This window comes from Acidobacteriota bacterium, from assembly GCA_028874215.1.
Lineage (GTDB): Bacteria > Acidobacteriota > UBA6911 > RPQK01 > JAJDTT01 > JAJDTT01.
This window is the reverse complement of the sequence record JAPPLF010000090.1, coordinates 1-18,026: the sequence shown is the minus strand read 5'-3', so window position 1 is coordinate 18,026 and position 18,026 is coordinate 1. Positions and strand designations below refer to the sequence as shown.

General features: G+C 61.8%; 14 protein-coding genes and 2 tRNA genes. 12 read left to right on the top strand and 4 right to left on the bottom strand.

Annotated features, from left to right (window positions below; translation table 11 throughout):
* Window positions 1-345: 345 nt before the first annotated feature.
* Complete coding sequence (locus tag OXT71_17865) at window positions 346-2,067, bottom strand: ABC-ATPase domain-containing protein (GenBank protein MDE2928258.1); 1,722 nt, start codon at window positions 2,065-2,067, stop codon at window positions 346-348.
* A 150-nt stretch (window positions 2,068-2,217) separates the two neighbouring features.
* Here OXT71_17865 and OXT71_17860 point away from each other — a divergent pair, with 150 nt between their 5' ends.
* From OXT71_17860 to OXT71_17845, 4 genes are all read left to right on the top strand, one after another.
* Window positions 2,218-2,862 (top strand): DedA family protein, encoded by a 645-nt coding sequence (locus OXT71_17860; GenBank protein ID MDE2928257.1) that lies wholly within the window; start codon window positions 2,218-2,220, stop codon window positions 2,860-2,862.
* Window positions 2,863-2,876: 14 nt separating this feature from the next.
* Window positions 2,877-2,953 (top strand) — tRNA-Pro (locus OXT71_17855).
* Between the two features lie 64 nt (window positions 2,954-3,017).
* The gene (locus tag OXT71_17850) at window positions 3,018-3,296 is read left to right on the top strand and encodes an acylphosphatase (GenBank protein ID MDE2928256.1); all 279 of its coding nucleotides are present in this window, start codon (window positions 3,018-3,020) and stop codon (window positions 3,294-3,296) included.
* Between the two features lie 3 nt (window positions 3,297-3,299).
* Window positions 3,300-3,815: an adenine phosphoribosyltransferase gene (locus tag OXT71_17845; GenBank protein ID MDE2928255.1), complete on the top strand. Its 516-nt coding sequence runs from the start codon at window positions 3,300-3,302 to the stop codon at window positions 3,813-3,815.
* Window positions 3,816-3,852: 37 nt separating this feature from the next.
* Here the strand turns inward: OXT71_17845 and OXT71_17840 are convergent, their stop codons facing one another.
* Window positions 3,853-4,650, bottom strand: coding sequence for a tetratricopeptide repeat protein (locus OXT71_17840; protein ID MDE2928254.1), 798 nt, complete (start codon window positions 4,648-4,650; stop codon window positions 3,853-3,855).
* A gap of 43 nt (window positions 4,651-4,693) precedes the next feature.
* Window positions 4,694-4,767: transfer RNA gene (locus tag OXT71_17835), tRNA-Arg, on the bottom strand.
* Between the two features lie 195 nt (window positions 4,768-4,962).
* Here OXT71_17835 and OXT71_17830 point away from each other — a divergent pair.
* The 4 genes from OXT71_17830 (at window position 4,963) to OXT71_17815 (ending at window position 11,165) form a co-directional block, all read left to right on the top strand.
* On the top strand, window positions 4,963-5,607 hold the full coding sequence (locus OXT71_17830; protein ID MDE2928253.1) for a carboxypeptidase-like regulatory domain-containing protein: 645 nt from the start codon (window positions 4,963-4,965) through the stop codon (window positions 5,605-5,607).
* Window positions 5,608-5,666: 59 nt separating this feature from the next.
* Window positions 5,667-7,754 (top strand): hypothetical protein, encoded by a 2,088-nt coding sequence (locus OXT71_17825; GenBank protein MDE2928252.1) that lies wholly within the window; start codon window positions 5,667-5,669, stop codon window positions 7,752-7,754.
* Complete coding sequence (locus OXT71_17820; GenBank protein ID MDE2928251.1) at window positions 7,700-9,508, top strand: CocE/NonD family hydrolase; 1,809 nt, start codon at window positions 7,700-7,702, stop codon at window positions 9,506-9,508. Before OXT71_17825 ends, OXT71_17820 begins: the two co-directional genes overlap by 55 nt.
* A 226-nt stretch (window positions 9,509-9,734) precedes the next feature.
* Window positions 9,735-11,165: a CRTAC1 family protein gene (locus OXT71_17815; GenBank protein ID MDE2928250.1), complete on the top strand. Its 1,431-nt coding sequence runs from the start codon at window positions 9,735-9,737 to the stop codon at window positions 11,163-11,165.
* Between the two features lie 2 nt (window positions 11,166-11,167).
* Here OXT71_17815 and OXT71_17810 read toward each other — a convergent pair whose 3' ends face one another.
* Window positions 11,168-12,511: a tetratricopeptide repeat protein gene (locus OXT71_17810; GenBank protein MDE2928249.1), complete on the bottom strand. Its 1,344-nt coding sequence runs from the start codon at window positions 12,509-12,511 to the stop codon at window positions 11,168-11,170.
* Between the two features lie 263 nt (window positions 12,512-12,774).
* Between OXT71_17810 and OXT71_17805 the strand changes: the two genes are divergently transcribed.
* The 4 genes from OXT71_17805 to OXT71_17790 are packed head-to-tail and all read left to right on the top strand — an operon-like array spanning window position 12,775 to window position 17,389.
* A complete protein-coding gene (locus OXT71_17805; GenBank protein MDE2928248.1) occupies window positions 12,775-14,562 on the top strand; it encodes a CocE/NonD family hydrolase in 1,788 nt (595 codons plus the stop codon).
* A gap of 41 nt (window positions 14,563-14,603) precedes the next feature.
* Window positions 14,604-15,776 (top strand): mandelate racemase/muconate lactonizing enzyme family protein, encoded by a 1,173-nt coding sequence (locus tag OXT71_17800; GenBank protein ID MDE2928247.1) that lies wholly within the window; start codon window positions 14,604-14,606, stop codon window positions 15,774-15,776.
* Window positions 15,777-15,785: 9 nt separating this feature from the next.
* Window positions 15,786-15,950, top strand: a complete 165-nt coding sequence (locus tag OXT71_17795) for a hypothetical protein (protein ID MDE2928246.1) — start codon at window positions 15,786-15,788, stop codon at window positions 15,948-15,950.
* The gene (locus tag OXT71_17790) at window positions 15,947-17,389 is read left to right on the top strand and encodes a sodium:solute symporter family protein (GenBank protein ID MDE2928245.1); all 1,443 of its coding nucleotides are present in this window, start codon (window positions 15,947-15,949) and stop codon (window positions 17,387-17,389) included. Before OXT71_17795 ends, OXT71_17790 begins: the two co-directional genes overlap by 4 nt.
* Window positions 17,390-18,026: the final 637 nt, after the last annotated feature.

Below are 18,026 nucleotides of genomic sequence, written 5' to 3'. Positions count from 1 at the left end.
ACGTTTTGTGCCCCTGATGACAACAACGATTCAGAATTGGAAACGGCGAAGGAAATTGGGAAAAAGCAGACTGTCCCCTTCTTGAGCTGCTGCGTTTTCGGAAGCAACCGACGGAACTTGACCAAGTAACCATCTCAGGTGTCATTGCTGGCGGAGGAGCCGCCAGATTTGTGGTCTGCCCTGTCCCTTCTGTCCCGGAAAAGCAAGCAGGCCGGAAAAGCAGGCTGTCCCCAATAGTCGAAAAGCAGGCTGTCCCCATTATTCGGGCTGTCCCCATTATTCGGCCGGATCCTTTCCGCGGGTGAACCGCGGCACATTCAATTGGGCCTCAAGCTGTTGTTCTGATCAGGCCCGGACCGAGAGGGTCCGCATCCGGTTAAGGGCCATGGCGACCTCGTAGCGCCGGGGACGGGCCAGGTTGCCCACCTTGAACGGAGACAGGATGTCCAAACCCCCGGCATCCAGATCTTTGACGAGCCGGGCGAGAGCCTGCTCCAGGGTCAGGTCGTCCGTGAAGCAGCGAGTCGCCATATGGTGGATGGCGAGTCCGATGGTCCGGGTCTGCGAGGAGTCCACCAGTTGCTCCAGGGCGGACAGATCGACGTCGGTGCGGCCGTAGTGGAGTTTTCGCAATCCCCTGGCATCGATCTTGACGGCTCGCCTCCCACGCCTGGCGTCGAAGCTGCGGGCCCGGGGACGGCGTTGGAGCACCCGCCCGAAGCGGTCGCCTCCCTCGCGCAAGCGCCGGCTGGGCTGTGCCGCGACGATGGATCGGGCCTGGCCGCCGACATCCCGGGGACGGTACTCGTCCATCATCACCACCGAGTCGGCCACGTCGAAATAGTCTCCGGACCCGCCCATGACCAGTACCGTCGAGACGCCATAGTCCCGGTACATTTGCCGGACCTTGTCGATGAAGGGGGTGATGGGCTCTTTGGGCTTGGCCACCAGCGCCTGCATCCGGGCATCCCGGATGATGAAGTTGGTGGCCGAGGTGTCCTCGTCCATGAGCAGGAGCCGGGAACCCATCTCCAAGGCCTCCACGATGCCGGCCGCCTGGGACGTTGACCCGGACGCATTGTCTGTGGAGAAGTTGACTGTTTCCCGGCCCAGCGGAAGATTTCGAATGAAGGGAGACAGGTCGACCCTCTCCACGTAGCGCCCGTCTTCGGCCCGTATCTTGAGGGCGGACTCGATGGTGACCACACCCTCTCGGCCGTCGCCGTGAATCTGGTTGTAGACCCCCCGCTCCAGCGCGTTCAGCAGGGTGGTCTTGCCGTGGAAGCCCCCTCCGACGATAAGGGTAACGCCCGGTCTCAGGCCCATTCCCCGGACCGGTCCTCCGTTTGGCCTATCGAGTTCGACTTCCAGGCTCGAGGGAGACCGGAAATCGATCACCGGTTGCGCGGGAGTGGGAACGAGAGGGCGATCGTCCACGCCGCTTCGCCGGGGCAGGGAGGACCCGTTGGCCACGAAGGCCACGAGTCCCCGCTCCTCGAGCTGGTTGCGGAGCGCGTCCTGATCTTCCACGACCTGGACCTGCCGCCGGAGATCCTCCCGGGGAAGCCGGGCGTAGAAGAGGGACCGGCGAACGATCCGGGGGAGTTCCGAAAGCAGCATCTCAGCCGCTTGGCGGCCACGGATCGACCGCCCGGCGGCGGGAAGGCCGGCGGTGAAACGCGCCTCCAGGAATCCGCGGTGGATGACGACGCTGTTGGCTTCCAGGACCTCCTGGTTCCCACGATCGATCTCGAAGAGGCCGCTGCGTCCGGTACCCCGGCGTCCGACGGCGGTGACGCGGATGGCTCGATGAAAGGCACGAGTCAGAAAGTCGGCCCAGGCGATGCGCCGAATCCGGCCGGCGCTCAGGAAATCGGGAAAGCCGGCTCGGCCTGACTCCACGCGCACGCTCATCCGGGAGGGCGCGGCAAACGGGTCCCCTTGAACATGGTCCACCGAGAGCCGGAACCCGTCCAGATCGTAGGTTCCCCGGATGGCCCGGTAAGCCTTGTAGCCGCGGCCGTCGATCCGTCTGAGGATCGTTTCCAGATCCGCTCCCGTCGCCATCGGTGGTGACCTCGTCGAACTCTCCAGCCGCCCGCCGCTTCCGGTCTTTCCCGCCGTCCCGGACCCACTGTACCCGCGCGTTCCGGGTATAATCCACCCGGTTCGGTGGCGTCTCCACGGGCGTGAGATATGCGCAAGCAGGAACTCCCGGTGAAAGTCTCGTCGAGCACGGGCCGTACGCCCTGGGGGGTCGTATCCTGGGCGCTGGGGGGCGTCCGGGGACTCTACGATTGGGTGCTCTCGCTGGCCCACCGGCGATACGCTGCCGCCATACTGTTCCTGATCGCCTTCGCTGAGTCGTCCTTTTTCCCGGTTCCTCCCGACGTGCTTCTCATCGCCCTGGCCCTGGGCGCCCCCGGCCGGGCCCTGGGTTTCGCGGCCATCTGTACCGTCGGGTCGGTGGCGGGAGGCGCCTTGGGTTACGCTCTCGGCCTGTACGCCTACGAACTGTTGGGCCGGCCCATCATCGAGATCTACAGCGCCCAGAGCGCGTACCTGGAGGTCCGGGCCCTGTACCGGGAATGGGACGCCGTCGCCATCTTCGTCGCCGGCTTCACCCCCCTTCCGTACAAGGTCTTCACCATCGCGGCGGGGGCTTTCCGAATCGATTTTCCAACCTTCGTACTGGTTTCGGCCATCAGCCGGGGAGCTCGATTCCTGCTGGTCGGCGCCCTGATTTACCGCTTCGGTCCCGGGGTCAAGCGGTTCATCGATTCCTATTTCAGTTGGCTGACCGTGGTCTTCACGGTCCTGCTGATCGGTGGATTCCTGCTCTTGAAATATGCTATTTATTAGCCTTTCTCCTGCCTCGGGGCGTGGCGCAGTTTGGTAGCGCGCACGGTTCGGGACCGTGAGGTCGGAGGTTCAAATCCTCTCGCCCCGACCAGACACAATCTGGTTACCGAAGGCTTTTCTCATGGGCGCTCGACACAATCACGGGCGAACTACGGATGAATGTCATGGCTGCTCGACGGTATCGATTGACGGGCCGGGTCCAGGGCGTGGGTTTTCGGTATTTCACATACCGGTCGGCCCAGCGCCTGGGAGTGACCGGTTGGGTCCGAAACCGGGACGACGGAGATGTGGAGGTCCACGCCGAGGCCGAGGCCACCACCTTGAAGGAGTTCGAAGCTCAACTGCGGACAGGGCCGTTCTTTGCCCGGGTTCTGGGCCTGGAGTGGAACAAGGTCTCGCCGGGCCCTTTCTTGAACTTTTCCATTGAGAGGTGAGCCGTGGAGGAATTGAAGAAGAAGATCCGGGAGGTCCCCGACTTTCCCAAAGCGGGAATCCTCTTCTATGACGTGACGACCCTGTTGAAGGACGCTGACGGACTGCGTCAAGCCGTCGATCTTATGGTGGACCCCTATGTCGGCGCCGGGATCGACAAGGTGGTGGGGATCGAATCGAGGGGATTCATCCTGGCTCCGGCCATGGCAATTCGTTTGGATGCCGGATTCGTCCTGGTGAGGAAGCCGGGAAAACTTCCCGCCAGGACCATCGAGGTCGCCTACGATCTGGAATACGGACAGGATCGCATCGAGGTCCACGAGGACGCCATCGAAGCCGGAGAGCGGGTCCTCATCGTGGACGACCTGATGGCCACCGGCGGCACGGCGGCCGCCGCCGTCGAGCTGGTTCGCCGCCTGGAGGGAAACCTGGTCGGCGCGGCCTTTCTCGTGGAGTTGGAGTTCCTTCAGGGAAGAACCAAGGTCCCCGGCGTCGAGATCTTCTCCCTGCTCAAATACTGATCACCGGCGGTGTTCCGGAGGGCCCGGATCAGGGAGGTCAGGCCTCCGGAACCGGGGCCGGTTCCAGGCGGTCGATTTCGGACTGGGCTTCTTCGGCCTGTGAACTGGTGGGATAGTCGCTGGTGATCTTCCTGTAGTTCTCCAGAGCCTGCTCGACATTGCCCAGGGCCTCATGGGTCCGGGCGATTCGCATCAGGACCGTCTGCTCCGGGACCTGGGGCGTGGGGTCTCCCAGAAGCTGTTGGAGGTAAGTCAGGGCCTCTTCGTGATTCTCCTCCCCCAGCGCGATGTTCGCGAGGACGTTGCGCGACAGGTTCCTGACGTCGCTGTCGCCGCTGTTGTCCACGACCCATTTCAGGTGTTGGCGCGCGGCCCCGGCGTCTTCCTTCTGGCGTCCGATGAGGCCCAGGTAATAACGGGAGAAGAATCCGAGACGAGTGCCGGAGAAGTCGTCTGATATTCTCTCGAACGCCACTTCGGCAGCTTCCCGCCGTTCCGCGACGGTGTCGAAACGGTATTCCGGCGGCGGCTCAGGCGGCTGATTCTGGTTTTCACTGTCGGTATCGGTATCGGTATCGGTATCGGGATCGGGAGCCAGTTCCTTGACCGGGGCGTGGTACGTGTCCAGGGCCTCGGCGAACAGCTTCTGGGCTTCCTGGTTAGCGCTATCCTGGTAACCCTGCCAGACGTAGAATCCCAGCAGGCTCGCCACGATGATTCCGGACCCCACCACCAATGGAGTCCGGTTGACCACCGCCCATTGAGAAATCCCGCTCAGCACCGAGTAGATCCGGTCTTCTTGAACGATCTCCTTGCGTGTCAACCTGCGAGCCACAGAACAACCCTCCTGCGGTATTCAGTCCCTGAGTCGAAGTTTTTGCGCCTGGCAGGACTCGAACCTGCGGCTCAGGGGTTAGGAACCCCTTGCTCTGTCCTTCTGAGCTACAGGCGCAATCGCGAATAGTCTAGCACCCCCAGGCGGGAACCTGCCACGGCGATGGCGCGCACAGATCGCGCACAATTTGAACCGTCACGTATTCACGGGTCGTGCCGAAGACTCTAGAGTTTATGGGAAGAGTGACCGCATTCCAGTCTCTCAGTGGCGACAAACCTCTGAACTTGCCTGCCCTGGAGGCCGAGCCCCGAGATGGGTAAGAAAACCAACTTGTTGTCGATTGGAGTCATCCTCCTTCTGCTGAGCTTTACCAGCAGCTTCGCCCAAAGGACGACGGCGGAGATCGTGGGGACGGTGACCGACGAAACGGGAGGCGTGCTTCCGGGCGTGGAGGTCGTGATCACCAACATGGACACGGCTCTCACCCGTAGCACCTTCTCGGACGATTTCGGGAACTACCACGTTCGGCTCCTACCGGTCGGCCGCTATTCCGTCAGCGGTGAGCTGGTGGGCTTCAAGAAGCAGGAGATCTCGGGAATCATCCTCCAGGTGGACCAGGTGGCTCGTATCGATCTGGGTCTGGAGGTGGGCGAGATCACCGAGCTGGTGGAGGTGGAAGGCACCGCGCCTCTGACCAAGACCGCCGCCGCCGACATCGGAATGGTGATCGAGAATCAGCAGATCGAGGAGCTACCTCTTCGAGGCGAGAACTCCTTCGTCGACATGGTGTCGCTCGATGCCGGAGCCGCCAAGGTCTCGGGCCATCTGACGTCCATCTTCACCGACCTGTTCGGCGGCATGACCAATGCCTACGGCTCCCCTCCGGACGGGTCCAGATTCATGATCGACGGCGTGGACGTGAAGGACACGGCCAATTCCGGATCGACATCCGGCTGAGCGGCAACGCCACCCGGGAGATGAAGTCTCAGATGAACTCCCACTCGGCGGAGTTCGGCATGAACAGCGGCATCCAGGTCAACATGGTGACCAAGTCCGGGACCAATGAAATCCACGGTAACGTCTTCTGGGATCATCGCAACTCGGCGGTGAACGCGCGGAATTTCTTCGATCCGTCCCGGGAAAGCCGGGTCCGGGAGGGCCTGTCCGAAGTTCCCATCCTGCAGTTCAACATCTTCGGCGCCTCCATCGGGGGGCCCATCGTCCAGGACAAGACCTTCTTTTTCTTCAACTACCAGGGGACCCGGGAGAACAAGTCCCTCACCCGTCCGGCCAGCGTCCCCACCATGAAGATGAGAAACGGCGACTTCTCCGAGATACTTCCCGGAACGGTGATCAGGGATCCGCTCACCGGCGATCCCATCCCGGGCAACATCATCCCGGAGAACCGGATCCATCCGGTGGCGCGCAACATGATGTTCGGCGTGGGTGAGGTCATGCCGCTGTGGCCGGTGCCCGATCGTCCCGGACTCGCCAACAACATCCTGCCCAGCCGCGCGCAGGAGCAGGTGTTCGACCAGTTCGTCTTCCGTGTGGACCCCAGCGTCACAGACTCGGACAACGCCTACGTCCGTTACATCTACGACAAACAGGACCGCGTCCTTCGCTACAACAAGTTCCTGCACCAGCTCCCCGACTACAACGACATCTTCGCCACTCCCGCCCACAACGCGCGAGTCGGTTGGACCAAGGTCATGGGAGCGTCGGCGGTCAATGAGCTGAAACTGGGCGTGAACCGCATGACGCAGACGCTGGAGGATGAGATCTGCGGCACGCCGGTTCCGAAGCTCCTGGGAATCGAAGGGACTTCGACCCTGTTTCAGTACAATCCGTGGGTTGCCGCGTCCGGGTTCAGCCGGACCGGCACTCTCCTGAACGCGCCCAACAACCGGGTGGACAACACGTACCTGGCAGGTGACGCGATTTCGTGGAACGTGGGTTCCCACGCCCTCGGATTCGGCGGCGAGTGGCGGGAGAGAGAGCAGAACGGGGGATCCCAGCCGATCCCCAACGGGTACTTCATCTTCGGTCCCTTCTACACCGGTTACTCCATGGCGGATCTGATGCTCGGCTATCACCGGACGGCCATCACGGGCCGGGAGGCTGCTGCAGGCGCGCGACCTGAACAACTGGGCCCCCAGGGTCGGGCTGGCCATTCGTCCCTTCGGCGGGAACGCGACAGTCATTACCGGGCAACGGTCGGCTGGAGGCAGCCCACCGCCAACTCCTCATACCACGGCATGAGAGTCAATCTGGAGCAGGGGTTCAGCAACGGTTTCCTGGGCAACATTTCCTACGTCTATTCCAAGTGGCTCGACTGCGGCGGCAACAACCTGTTCGCCGATTTGGGCGACAGCGTGAAGAGGAATCCCTTCGACTGTTCCGCCGAATGGGGACGCAGCTCTTCCGATTACCGGCAGCGGTTCGTCTACAATTTCGTCTATCAGATCCCCATCATGCGAGGGTCCGGCCACGGACTCGCGGGAGCCATCCTGGGTGATTGGAACATCAGCAGCATCGGGACCTTTTCCTCGTCGGGGGCGGTGGATGTCGCCAGCCCCTTCGACCCCGACAACTCGGGCGGAGCCAATCGGCCCGATCTCACCGGGGACCCCAACAGCGGGGCGGCGGGCAACGCCCAGCAGTGGTTCAACACCAGGGCATTTACGCGGGTGCCGAATCCGGCGGATACGGGCGTCTACCGTTTTGGAAACGCCGGACGCAACGTCATTGACGGTCCCGGTTGGACCACGGTCGACTTCTCGATCTGGAAGTCATGGCACGTGGCGCAGGAAAGGGCCCGGGTCGAATTTCGTGTTGATTTCTTCAACATCACGAACCACACGAATTTCGATCTCCCCAGTACTCTGTTCACCGGGGGAGCCTTTGCAACGATGGGCAACGCCGGCAATTCGCGGCATCTGCAATTCGGCCTGGATATCGATTTCTTGCAACCGGTGGACGCCCCGGAAGAGAGAACTGTCGCCAAGTCGGCCTTAACGGGTTCCGAATCCAAGGAGAAGTTGAAGCTATGCTTTCTGAAGTTGAAAACTTGCTTTCCGGGAGCTTTGGGCCGGTCCTGTTGATCCTGCCCATTCTTCTGGGCGCAACCATGGTGCTCGCAGTGGGTCAAAACGAGCGGTCGAAACCTCAGTACCAGGTGAAGTTCAAGATTCACAATCCGGTTCCCATGCGGGACGGTGTCCATCTCTCGGCGGACGTCTACCGTCCCGACGATCCGGGCAAGTTTCCCGCCGTGCTCCTGATGACGCCGTACAACAACATGAGAGGCGGCAACGACATGGAGCACGCCCTCTACTTCGCCAAGCGCGGATATGCGGTCGTGCTGGTGGATCTGAGGGGCCGTCACGATTCCGGAGGGGAATGGGATCCTTACGTGAACGATCCCAAGGACGGGTTTGATACCCACGAGTGGATCGGCCAGCAGGAATGGTGCGACGGTAATCTGGGGACGTTCGGGTATTCCTATCCGGGGTTCACCCAGGTCATGCCGTCGGTCTACGGCAGCAAATACCTCAAGTGCATGGTCCCGTCGGTTTGCCAGCAGTCCAACTACGGCCACCTCTACAACGACGGCGTCATGCAACTCAACGTCACCTTCGTGGCCGGTTTCTTCTGGGCGGGACACACCATGCAGTTTCTGCACGGCCCCGGAATCACCGAGAATCCCATTCTCGACTGGAACAAGTTCTTCTGGCGTCTTCCCCTGATCACCGCCTTGGACGATATCGCGGATCTGCCCTGGTTCAGGACCTGGATCAAGCATCCCACCTACGACGACTATTGGAAGAGCTACGGGGTCAAGGAGAAATACGGGCAGATCAAGGCGCCCGCCTATTTCATCACCGGTTGGTACGACAACCTGGTGCGCGAGAACTTCCGCAACTTCAACGGGTTCCGGAATGAGGGCGGTTCCAAGGCGGCCCGGGAGGGGACCAAGCTCCTGGTGGGGCCCTGGGATCACGGCGTCAACAGGCGGATGGAGACCTCGATCCTGGACTTCGGTCCCGACATCTACGTTGACATTCTGGATGAACACGTCCGGTGGTACGACCACTGGCTCAAGGGAATGAAGACCGGTGTGGACACCGAAGCGCCGCTCCGGATTTTCGTGATGCGCGCCAACAAGTGGCGGGACGAGTGGGAATGGCCGCTGGCCCGCACCCAGTGGACCAAGTACTACCTGGGCAGCGGCGGATCGGCCAATTCACTCTACGGCGACGGGACGCTGGGCACGTCCGAGCCTGCGGCGGATTCCCCTCAGGATACATTCGATTACGATCCCGCCAATCCGGTGGAGACCGTTGGCGGGCAGACCGAGTTTCCGGCCAACCAGAGAGGCCCGCAGAACCGGCTGGTGGTCCAGAGACGGCAGGACGTCCTGATCTATACCTCCGACGAGCTGTCCGAACCGCTGGAGGTCACCGGGCCCGTCGAGGTCACGCTGCATGCCGCGTCGAGCGCCGTCGACACCGATTTCACGGCGGTTCTGACCGAGGTCCTGCCCGACGGCCGGTCCGTCCATATCAGTGAAGGGATCGTTCGAGCCAGCTTCCGCGACTCTCTGGAGAATCCAACCCATATCGAGCCGGGCAAGATCTACGAGTACACGATCCACATCTGGGAGACGAGCTGGGAGTTCCAGCCGGGAAGCAAGATTCGGCTGGAAATCAGCAGCAGCAATTTCCCCCGCTGGGCCCGCAATCTGAACACCGGAGCCGAGTTCGGCATGACCTCGGAGATGAAGGTCGCCACGCAGACGATCTATCACAACGAGATGCATCCCTCGCATGTGATTCTGCCGGTGATTCCCCGGTAATTCCGTAGAGAAACCGTCCGATCGCGCAAATCGAGCAAGGGTTCTCTGAACTCCCGGCAACAGGGCACGCACGTCCTGCTGCATCCAACGAAACAAGGGAGAGGGGGACAGGGAAGTCCCCCCTCCTGCGAGGAGGGGCGATTTCTTATCGCCCGGTCTTTGTCGTCAAGCTGTCACACCGGAGTTCGCCGGGCATGGGCCGGTGGGGGAGCTCCTGTCTATCGCAATGATTGCAGTCGCAATGGTTCTCCTCTGGGGCCAGCTCTCCGCACAACGGCCGCCGGGCGACCGCGTGGTGTTTTCCGACGTCACCCGGGCGGCCGGGATCGACTTTCTGCACGAGAGTGGTCTTTCGAGAGAGAAACTGATCGTCGAGACCGTTGGGTCCGGACTGGCCTGGATCGACTACGACAATGACGGGCATCTGGATCTTTACCTCGTGAACGGTTCCAGGATGTCCGAGGAGAAACCCTCTCCCGGAAATGCGCTTTTTCGAAACGGGGGCCGCGGGAGCTTCGAAAACGTCACCCGGAAGGCTGGAGTCGCGGGCAACGGATCCTACGGGATGGGCGTGGCGATGGGAGACTACGACAACGACGGCCGATTAGACTTCTACGTGACCTATTATGGTGCCAATCAGCTCTTTCGCAACAGCGGGGACGGCACCTTCGACGACGTAGCTGGCAAGGCCGGTGTGGACAGCCGGCAGTGGGGGAGCAGCGCCCGGTTTTTCGACTTCGATCTTGATGGCGATCTGGACCTCTATGTCGTCAACTACCTGGACTACGATCCGGCAGACAATCCCTACTGTGGACTACCCAAGGAGGGGTGCCGCCTCTACTGCGACATCCGCATGTTCGAGGGTGCGGCGGATCAGCTCTACCGGAACAATGGGGACGGTTCCTTTACCGATGTTTCGAATTCCGCGGGGATCGCCAATCCGGCCGGCAAGGGCTTGGGATTGACCTTTTCCGACTTCGACGGCGACGGGTACCCGGACATCTACGTCGCCAACGATACGATTCGGGACTTCCTGTATCGCAACAACCGGGACGGCACCTTCTCCGACGTCACTTACGCGGCCGCGGTCGGCTTCGACGCCAACGGCGAACCTCAGGCCGGAATGGGTGTGGACGCCGCCGATTGGGACAACGATGGTCGTCCGGACATCCTGGTCACCAATTTCGCGTACGAACTCAATGCGCTTTACCGGAACGGCTCCAACCTCCTCTTTCAGGAGGTGTCGGAGAGGATGGGCTTGGGGTCCGGACTTCTTCCCCTGGGATTCGGAGCCAAACTCTTCGACTATGACAATGACGGCGACCTGGACATCGCGTTGTCCAACTCGGGCGGGCATGCGGTCCTGATGAGAAACGAGGGTGGAAACCGCAACAACTGGATCGCGATTCAGGCCCGCGGCAGGCAGAGCAACGCCTTCGGCCTGGGCGCCGCCGTGCGGGTCCGGACGGAGCAGGGAACTCAGTTGGGACAGGTCAACAACGTGGCGAGTTACCTGCGCGCCAACGAACTCCGGGTCTATTTCGGCCTGGGCCGGCAACGGGAAGTCAAGAGCGTCGAGGTGCGCTGGCCGAGCGGCAGGCGGCAGGTTCTATCGAATGTATCTGCCAATCAGATCCTGAGAGTCACCGAGCCGTAATCTCAACGCCCGACGGCCGGCTCCGTGTACCCTGATTTTTTGGCTCGGGAAGCATGGTCCCGCGACCTCGCCGGGTCGCCCGTCGACGCGAACAGCCCGGCCAGCCGGTGGTGAGCCTCGCCATGCCCGGGGTCCATTTCCAGCACTCGCAAGTAGGACCGGATCGCGTCCGCCGGTGAGCCTTTGGCGTCATACGCCCGGCCCTTCTCCAAGTAGACCTCCGACTCGAACGCCAGGTACTTGCCGGAAGCCGAGAATCCGCCGGCGTGGGAGAGAGCCGCATCCAATTCCGCGAGGGCCGAGTCGGGTTGACCCGTAACGCGAAGAGCGCGGGCCAATACCAGACGGCCTTCCGGCACCGCCGGACTGATTGCGACGGCCTTTCGAAGCAGCTCGAGGGCCTTCTGCAGGCCCCCCTCTTGCAGGTAGACGGAACCGGTTTTGAGGATCATGTCGGAGGTGGCGCCCTTCGCGGCGATGGCGCGGTCCAGCCGGCTGAGAGCCTCTTCCGTGTCTCCCCGGTCCAAGTGAGCCAAGCCCAGGTAGTAGTGGGCTTGAGCCAAGTCCGGGTCCAGCATGGCGGCCGATTCGTTCTGCCGGATCGAAAGCCGGAGATCGCCCGACTGGCGATTCACCTCTCCCAGGAGAGAGAGCAGTTCCGGAGTCTTCTCGGTGATCTCGAGGCGCTCCTCCAGCGTCTCCCGGGCCTTGCGGATCCGGCCCAGATCGAGATAGACGCGGGCCAGGTGGAACCGCGCGCTGGTATTCCCTGGATCGAGGGAAAGTGCCTGCCTGAACTCGCCCTTCGCTTCACCGATCATGCGGTAGGACCCCAGGAGACGGTAAGCGTAACCGAGCATCAGGTGGGCGCCGGCCGACCGAGGATCGAGGGTAATCGCCGTCTTGAACTGCTTGATCGCCTCCTGGGACCTCCCCTGATTCAGATCCCTGGAACCGCGCCGCAACGCCTGTTGGGCATAAGTCTGGTTTGCGGCCCTCCTCTCCAGGTTGCGGATCACGACGTAACCCAGTCCGGGATCGACGAAAAGTGCCGTTGAGCCACGGGTCAGTCCTTCGACTCGCCGCCGCAAATCACTGCTGAGATCGCCGATGGACATTCGGCCGAGATACCCGCCGCCGGCCGCCGTAGGGTGGTTGGAATTCCGGCGCGCGACTTCGTCGAATCCGGCGCCCGATTTCAGTTCCGCCAGAACCTCGGTCAATTGGGATTGGGTCGAAACGGTGATGATCTGCAGATCGACCGGCGAGTCGTCCTGGATGGTCCCGGCCAGGCAAAGCGGCGAAACCAACCAGGCCAGAGTGACATGGGCGAGTCTTCGTGACATCGAATCGATCTTAACAGTCCGACCGTGAACAGGGGACAGTCTGGATACAGGGGACGGATAGGGGACGGATATGAACAGGGGATACAGGGGACAGTCTCTGTGTCCCCCTCTTCTTTTTCGCGGTTTGCCGGGAGAGCCGAAAACAGCGGGGGAGAAGACTGCGGGCCAAGAACGGTCGCCTTGTTCCCGATTCGCCTCCCGGTGATCACATAGGCTATCCTGCCCTCATTCGCCAGACCGCTCCTTCAGTTTCTGGAGAGATCATGTTTCGAAGCGTGACCACGCGAGTTCTGATCGTTCCGGCTTTGACCCTGTTCCTATCCGTGTTCGCAGCCATGGCCCAGGCAGATTGGGAACCCGGCCCCGCACAGTACGAGGTCAGAGTCAAAATCAACGTGAAGGTTCCCATGAGGGACGGGATCAATCTCTCCGCCGACATCTACCGTCCCGACGCGCCCGGGAAGTTCCCCTGTCTCCTGCTTCGGACCTACTGGGGGAACAACATCGGTCCGCTGAAGGTACCCTGGGGGCTCTACTTTGCCCGCCGCGGCTACGGAGTCGCCCTGGTGGATGTGCGCGGGCGCTACGACGCCGAGGGGGTCTGGGAACCTTACGTCGATGAACCGCAAGACGGTTACGACACCCAGCAGTGGCTGGGACAGCAGGATTGGTGCAACGGTTCGGTGGGGACGTTCGGCCGCTCCTATGACGGCTTCACGGCCCTGATGTCGGCTCCCCTGGGCAGCCCCTACCTGAAATGCATGGTTCCGGCGTCCAACCAGCAGACCAACTTCGGCCATCTCTACAACGACGGCGTCCCCCAGTTGGGCGTCATATTCATGGCTGGAGTCTTTCTCGCGGGCCATACCTTGCAGCCGAACATCTCCCGTTTCGCCCACGGAGAAGCGACGGTGAATTACGAGGAGGTCTTTCGCCGGCTTCCCCTGATGACGGCCCTTGACGATTTGCAGGAGGGTTCCTACTACAAGGACTGGCTGCGGCACTGGAAGTATGACTCGTACTGGAAGTCCTATGGAGTGAAGGAAAAATACGGCCGGATCACGGTACCGGCCTATCTCATGAGCGGCTGGTACGACAATCTGGTGCACGAAGCGTTTCGCAACTTCAAGGGCATGCGCGAGGAGGGAGGGTCGGAGACGGCAAGGAAGGGAACCAAGATCCTGGTGGGTCCCTGGGCCCACGGCGGCTATCGCATGGAGGACGGAAAGACCGTCACCTTCGGCGACGGCGCCGATCTGAAGTCCGTCCACCTGCGATGGTACGACTATTGGCTGAAGGGGATCGAAAACGGAATCGACCGGGAAGCGCCGATCCGCATCTTCGTGATGGGAGACGATCGGTGGAGAGACGAGATGGAGTGGCCCCTGGCCCGGACCAGGTGGACCAACTACTACCTCTCCAGCCGCGGGAGCGCCAACTCTCTTCACGGGAACGGCCGGCTTTCTCTACAACCGGACGGTTCGTCCGCCCCCACGGATTCCTATCGCTACAATCCCCACGATCCGGTGCCGACGCTGGGAGGCCAGATCTCGACCCACGGCGATCTGAAAGGTCCGAGAGACCGCCGTCCGGTGCAGCGAAGGGACGATGTGCTCGTGTACACGAGCCAACCCCTGGATCGGGACACGGAAGTCCCCGGCCCGGTCGAGCTGAGGCTGTACGCAGCCTCGAACGCCAAGGACACCGATTTCACGGCGACCCTGACCGATGTCTATCCGGACGGGCGCGCGATCCACATCTGCGAGGGCATCATGCGGGCTTCCTTCCGGGAGTCCCTGGAGAATCCGAGCCTCATCGAACCGGACAAGATCTATGAGTACCGGATCAGCCTCTGGGAGACGAGCACCGTCTTCAAAGCGGGCCACCGGATCCGGCTCGAAGTCTCCAGCAGCAATTTCCCCCGCTATGCGAGAAATCTGAACACCGGAAATCGCCTGGGAACCAGCGCCGAAATGAAGATCGCGAAGCAGACCATCCACCATGATTCCGGGTACCCGTCGGCTCTGGTGCTTCCCGTCATTCCTCGATGAGCACGGCGGCGGAACGGCGGAGACTCTGAAAGGACGTTGGTTTGAAGATCAGCGACATCAAGACGACCTGCTTGAATCTGCCCCACCGGGAACCGGAATTCGTCTCCAGCGGATATCGACTCGGGACGACCGAGATTCTCATCGAAGTGGAGACCGACGAAGGCGTCACGGGGTTGGGAGAGTGCATCTGCCGGCCCAATGCACAGGTCATCGAAGCCGCCATCCTGTCCGCCAAGCCGTTTTTGCTGGGAAAGGATCCCAGAAACATCGAGCGCATCCTCAACGATCTGAGGAGCCTCGGGAACTGGAGCTTTTTCGAGCGCGTCGGCAACGTGATGATGGGAGGCATCGAAACCGCGCTCTGGGACATCCTGGGGAAAGTCTCGGGCCAGCCGCTCTACTTCCTGCTCGGGGGATTGCTGCGGGAGCGCATTCCCATCTTCTACTACCTTCTCCGCTTTCCTTTGGACGAAATGGTCCGGAGGTCCAAGAAAGCGGTTTCGCAGGGTTTTCAGACCATCTTCTTCAAGGTCGGGGGCGATCTGAACAACGACATCGCGGCCATCGAAGCGGTCCGTGACGCCGTTGGAGGGAAGGTCAATATCCGGGTCGACGCCAACGAGGCCTGGACCCCGGGGACGGCGATCCGCTTCATCAAGCAGGTGGAGAAATTCGATCTCGAGTGGGTGGAAGAGCCGGTGATCATCAACGACCTGAACGCCCTGGCCCACGTCCGGCGTTCGGTCAACACTCCCATCGCCGCCAATCAGTCCTCCTGGACCCTGTACGACGCCAAGCGAATCCTGCAGGCCAATGCCGCCGACGTTCTGGTCGTCGACCAGTGGCAGATGGGAGGGTTGCTCTTCTACAAGAAGACGGCGGCGTTGGCCGAGGCCTACGGCGTCGGGGTCAATCACCATTCCTGGGGTGAGACCAGCGTGGGCCATTTCGCCGGCTTTCACGTGGCCGCCTCCAGCCCCAACTTCCTCTATGCCAATCAGAGCTATCTCTCGATGCGGGAGGAAGATATCATCAAGGGAGGCCCGCCCAGGGTCGAGCAGGGATGCGTCGAGATTCCCCACGGTCCCGGGATCGGGGTCGAGTTGGACCCGGAGGCGGTAGGCAGAGCCGCCGAGCGTTATCGTCGTGACGGGCCCTACTTGGCCCGCGAAGGGCGCGAAGATCTCCCGGTCACCCTCATTCCCCAGATGTAGGTTCGACGCATGGACAAACCCGGCCGCCCAGGCGACCCTCCGCTGAACCTGGATCAACTGGATCGGAACGAGCCCTCCTGGCAGCGTGCCGCCATCGGCTTCATCCTCATATTCCTGACGGCGGGCGCCTTCTACATCTTCTGGATTCTCCTGTTCCGCCTGGTCTCTCCATGAACGAGATCCTCTGGCCCCTGGTCGCCCTCTACCTGATCGTCGTGGTTGGGATCGGCGTCTGGAGCGCCAAGCGGCGCGTTTCGACCTATGAGGACATGACCGTCGCCGGCCGGAGCGTGGGTCCCTGGCTCATCGGCTGTTCGGTGGCGGCGACCTGGATCAACGGCGTCACCCTCATCACCATCACCGGTTTCGGCAAAAGCTTCGGCCTCAGTTCCTATTGGCACACCAGCGCCGTGGGAATCGGCACCTTGTGGATCGGGATCTTTCTCATTCCCCGGATGTGGAAGCTCCGGGTCATCACCACTCCCCAGATCCTGGAGCGCTTCTTCGGTCCGACCCATCGCCTGGTGGCGCTGGGGGTGGCGATGCTGCGGGATTTCGGCGCCACGGCGGGAACCATCGGGGCCACGGCCATCGTGACATCGGCGGCGCTCGACATAAGTCTCTTCACCGCCCTGGTCCTGACCTATTTCATCACCGTCCTCTACGTGGCCCTGGGAGGGATGTGGGCAGTACTGCTCACCGACACGATCCAGTTCTTCATCATCGTGCTGGGGACGGTGCTGCTTCTCGTCCTGTCCATCGTGAATCTGGGGGGTCTCGGGGCCATGGTGGAGAAAGTCGATGAGCCGGCGCTCTTCTCCTTCACGGGGAACTTCGAGGCGCTGGAGATCCTGGGCTGGTTCTCCATGGGCTTCTTCCTGGCCTGCGGGTACCAGAGCCTGGCGCAGAGGGCCTTTTCCGCATCCAGCGCCGGGGTGGCGCGCCGGGGGTTCATCTATGGCGGGTTCCTGACCATCCTGTGGTACATCATCCCGGCCCTGCTGGGGGTTGCCGGGATCGCTTTCTTCGGCAAGGAGGTCGAAGCCGATCAGGTCTTCCTGAACCTCTCCGGTCAGATGGCCGGGCCCTATCTGGGAAGCATCATTTTCATCGCCATCCTGAGCGCCAACATGTCGACCTTGAGCTCCACCATCGGGACCATGGGGTCGAACGTGACCGTGGACATCTACCAGAGGTTCATCGATCCCAAGGCCGGCGCGTCCCGGATGCTCCTGGTGTCCCGTTTGAGCATCTTGCTGACGGCCGTTCTGGCGTGCGTCACCTACTACTACATACCGCTTCTGCTGGAGCTGTTCTTTGCCGGGGGCCGGCTGGTGGCGGGCTCGCTGTCGCCGGTCCTGATCGCCGTCCTGCTCTTTCCGTCCATGCGCAGGAAGTCCCGGACGGTGCTGGCTGCCCTGGCGGTCAGTGCGGCGGTGGTCATCGTCTCGCAGGCCGTCACGCCCCGGGAGCTGAAGGCGGGCGCCAGCTTCTTCGTCTGGGCCCTCGACCCGGTGCTCATGGGCGTGTTGGTGTCCACCGTGGTCCTGGTGGTCGGAAAACGGCTGGAGAGGAGCAACGATTTGCAATCCCAACCGTCCCGCAGTCAATAACTCCTGAACATTTGCCTTTTCCAGACCACAATGAGGCAGTAAAATCTGGAGAGATTCCGCCTGTGCGAATCGATATTTCGGGTTAGAGGGGGAGCGGCCAGTTGTCCCACTCTGAAGGATCTTCGCCGCGTGCCAGGATCTCTGTGACAAGCCAGTCAATTCCGCTCCTTGGCCAGTCGTCCATATTGATCAGGCCCCGCGCTCTGGATTGACCCTTACGTTGGCAGGTCATCACCGTGACCTCTCCTGACGGAGAGCGTTTCATCATCCAGTGAGGCGAATTCTGCTCATGGACAAGATCGCAGGCTGGGCCCGAGACTGCACCCGGAGTCGAGGTTGTGTACATGAGCATCGTCCTGCCGTCTGAGTCCGTCGGAGCCACGCGGTGGCACGCGGTGTTCCTGGTAGCCCTGACAGTCGCCGTGGCGGGCCGTGGAGCACCCAATGAGGGGCAGACCCGACAGATCGAAGATCCGGACGAGCAGTTACAGGAATTCGCCGAGGGGGCGCCTGTTTCCATACCGGTCCCCGCGACAGGCCATCTGGGCCGTGTTGTTCGGGATCATCAGGGGGACGGCGGAGTCTTAGGGAAGGTCTGAACAAGTCGATTCAAGGGACGTGAGAGCCGTTATTGTTT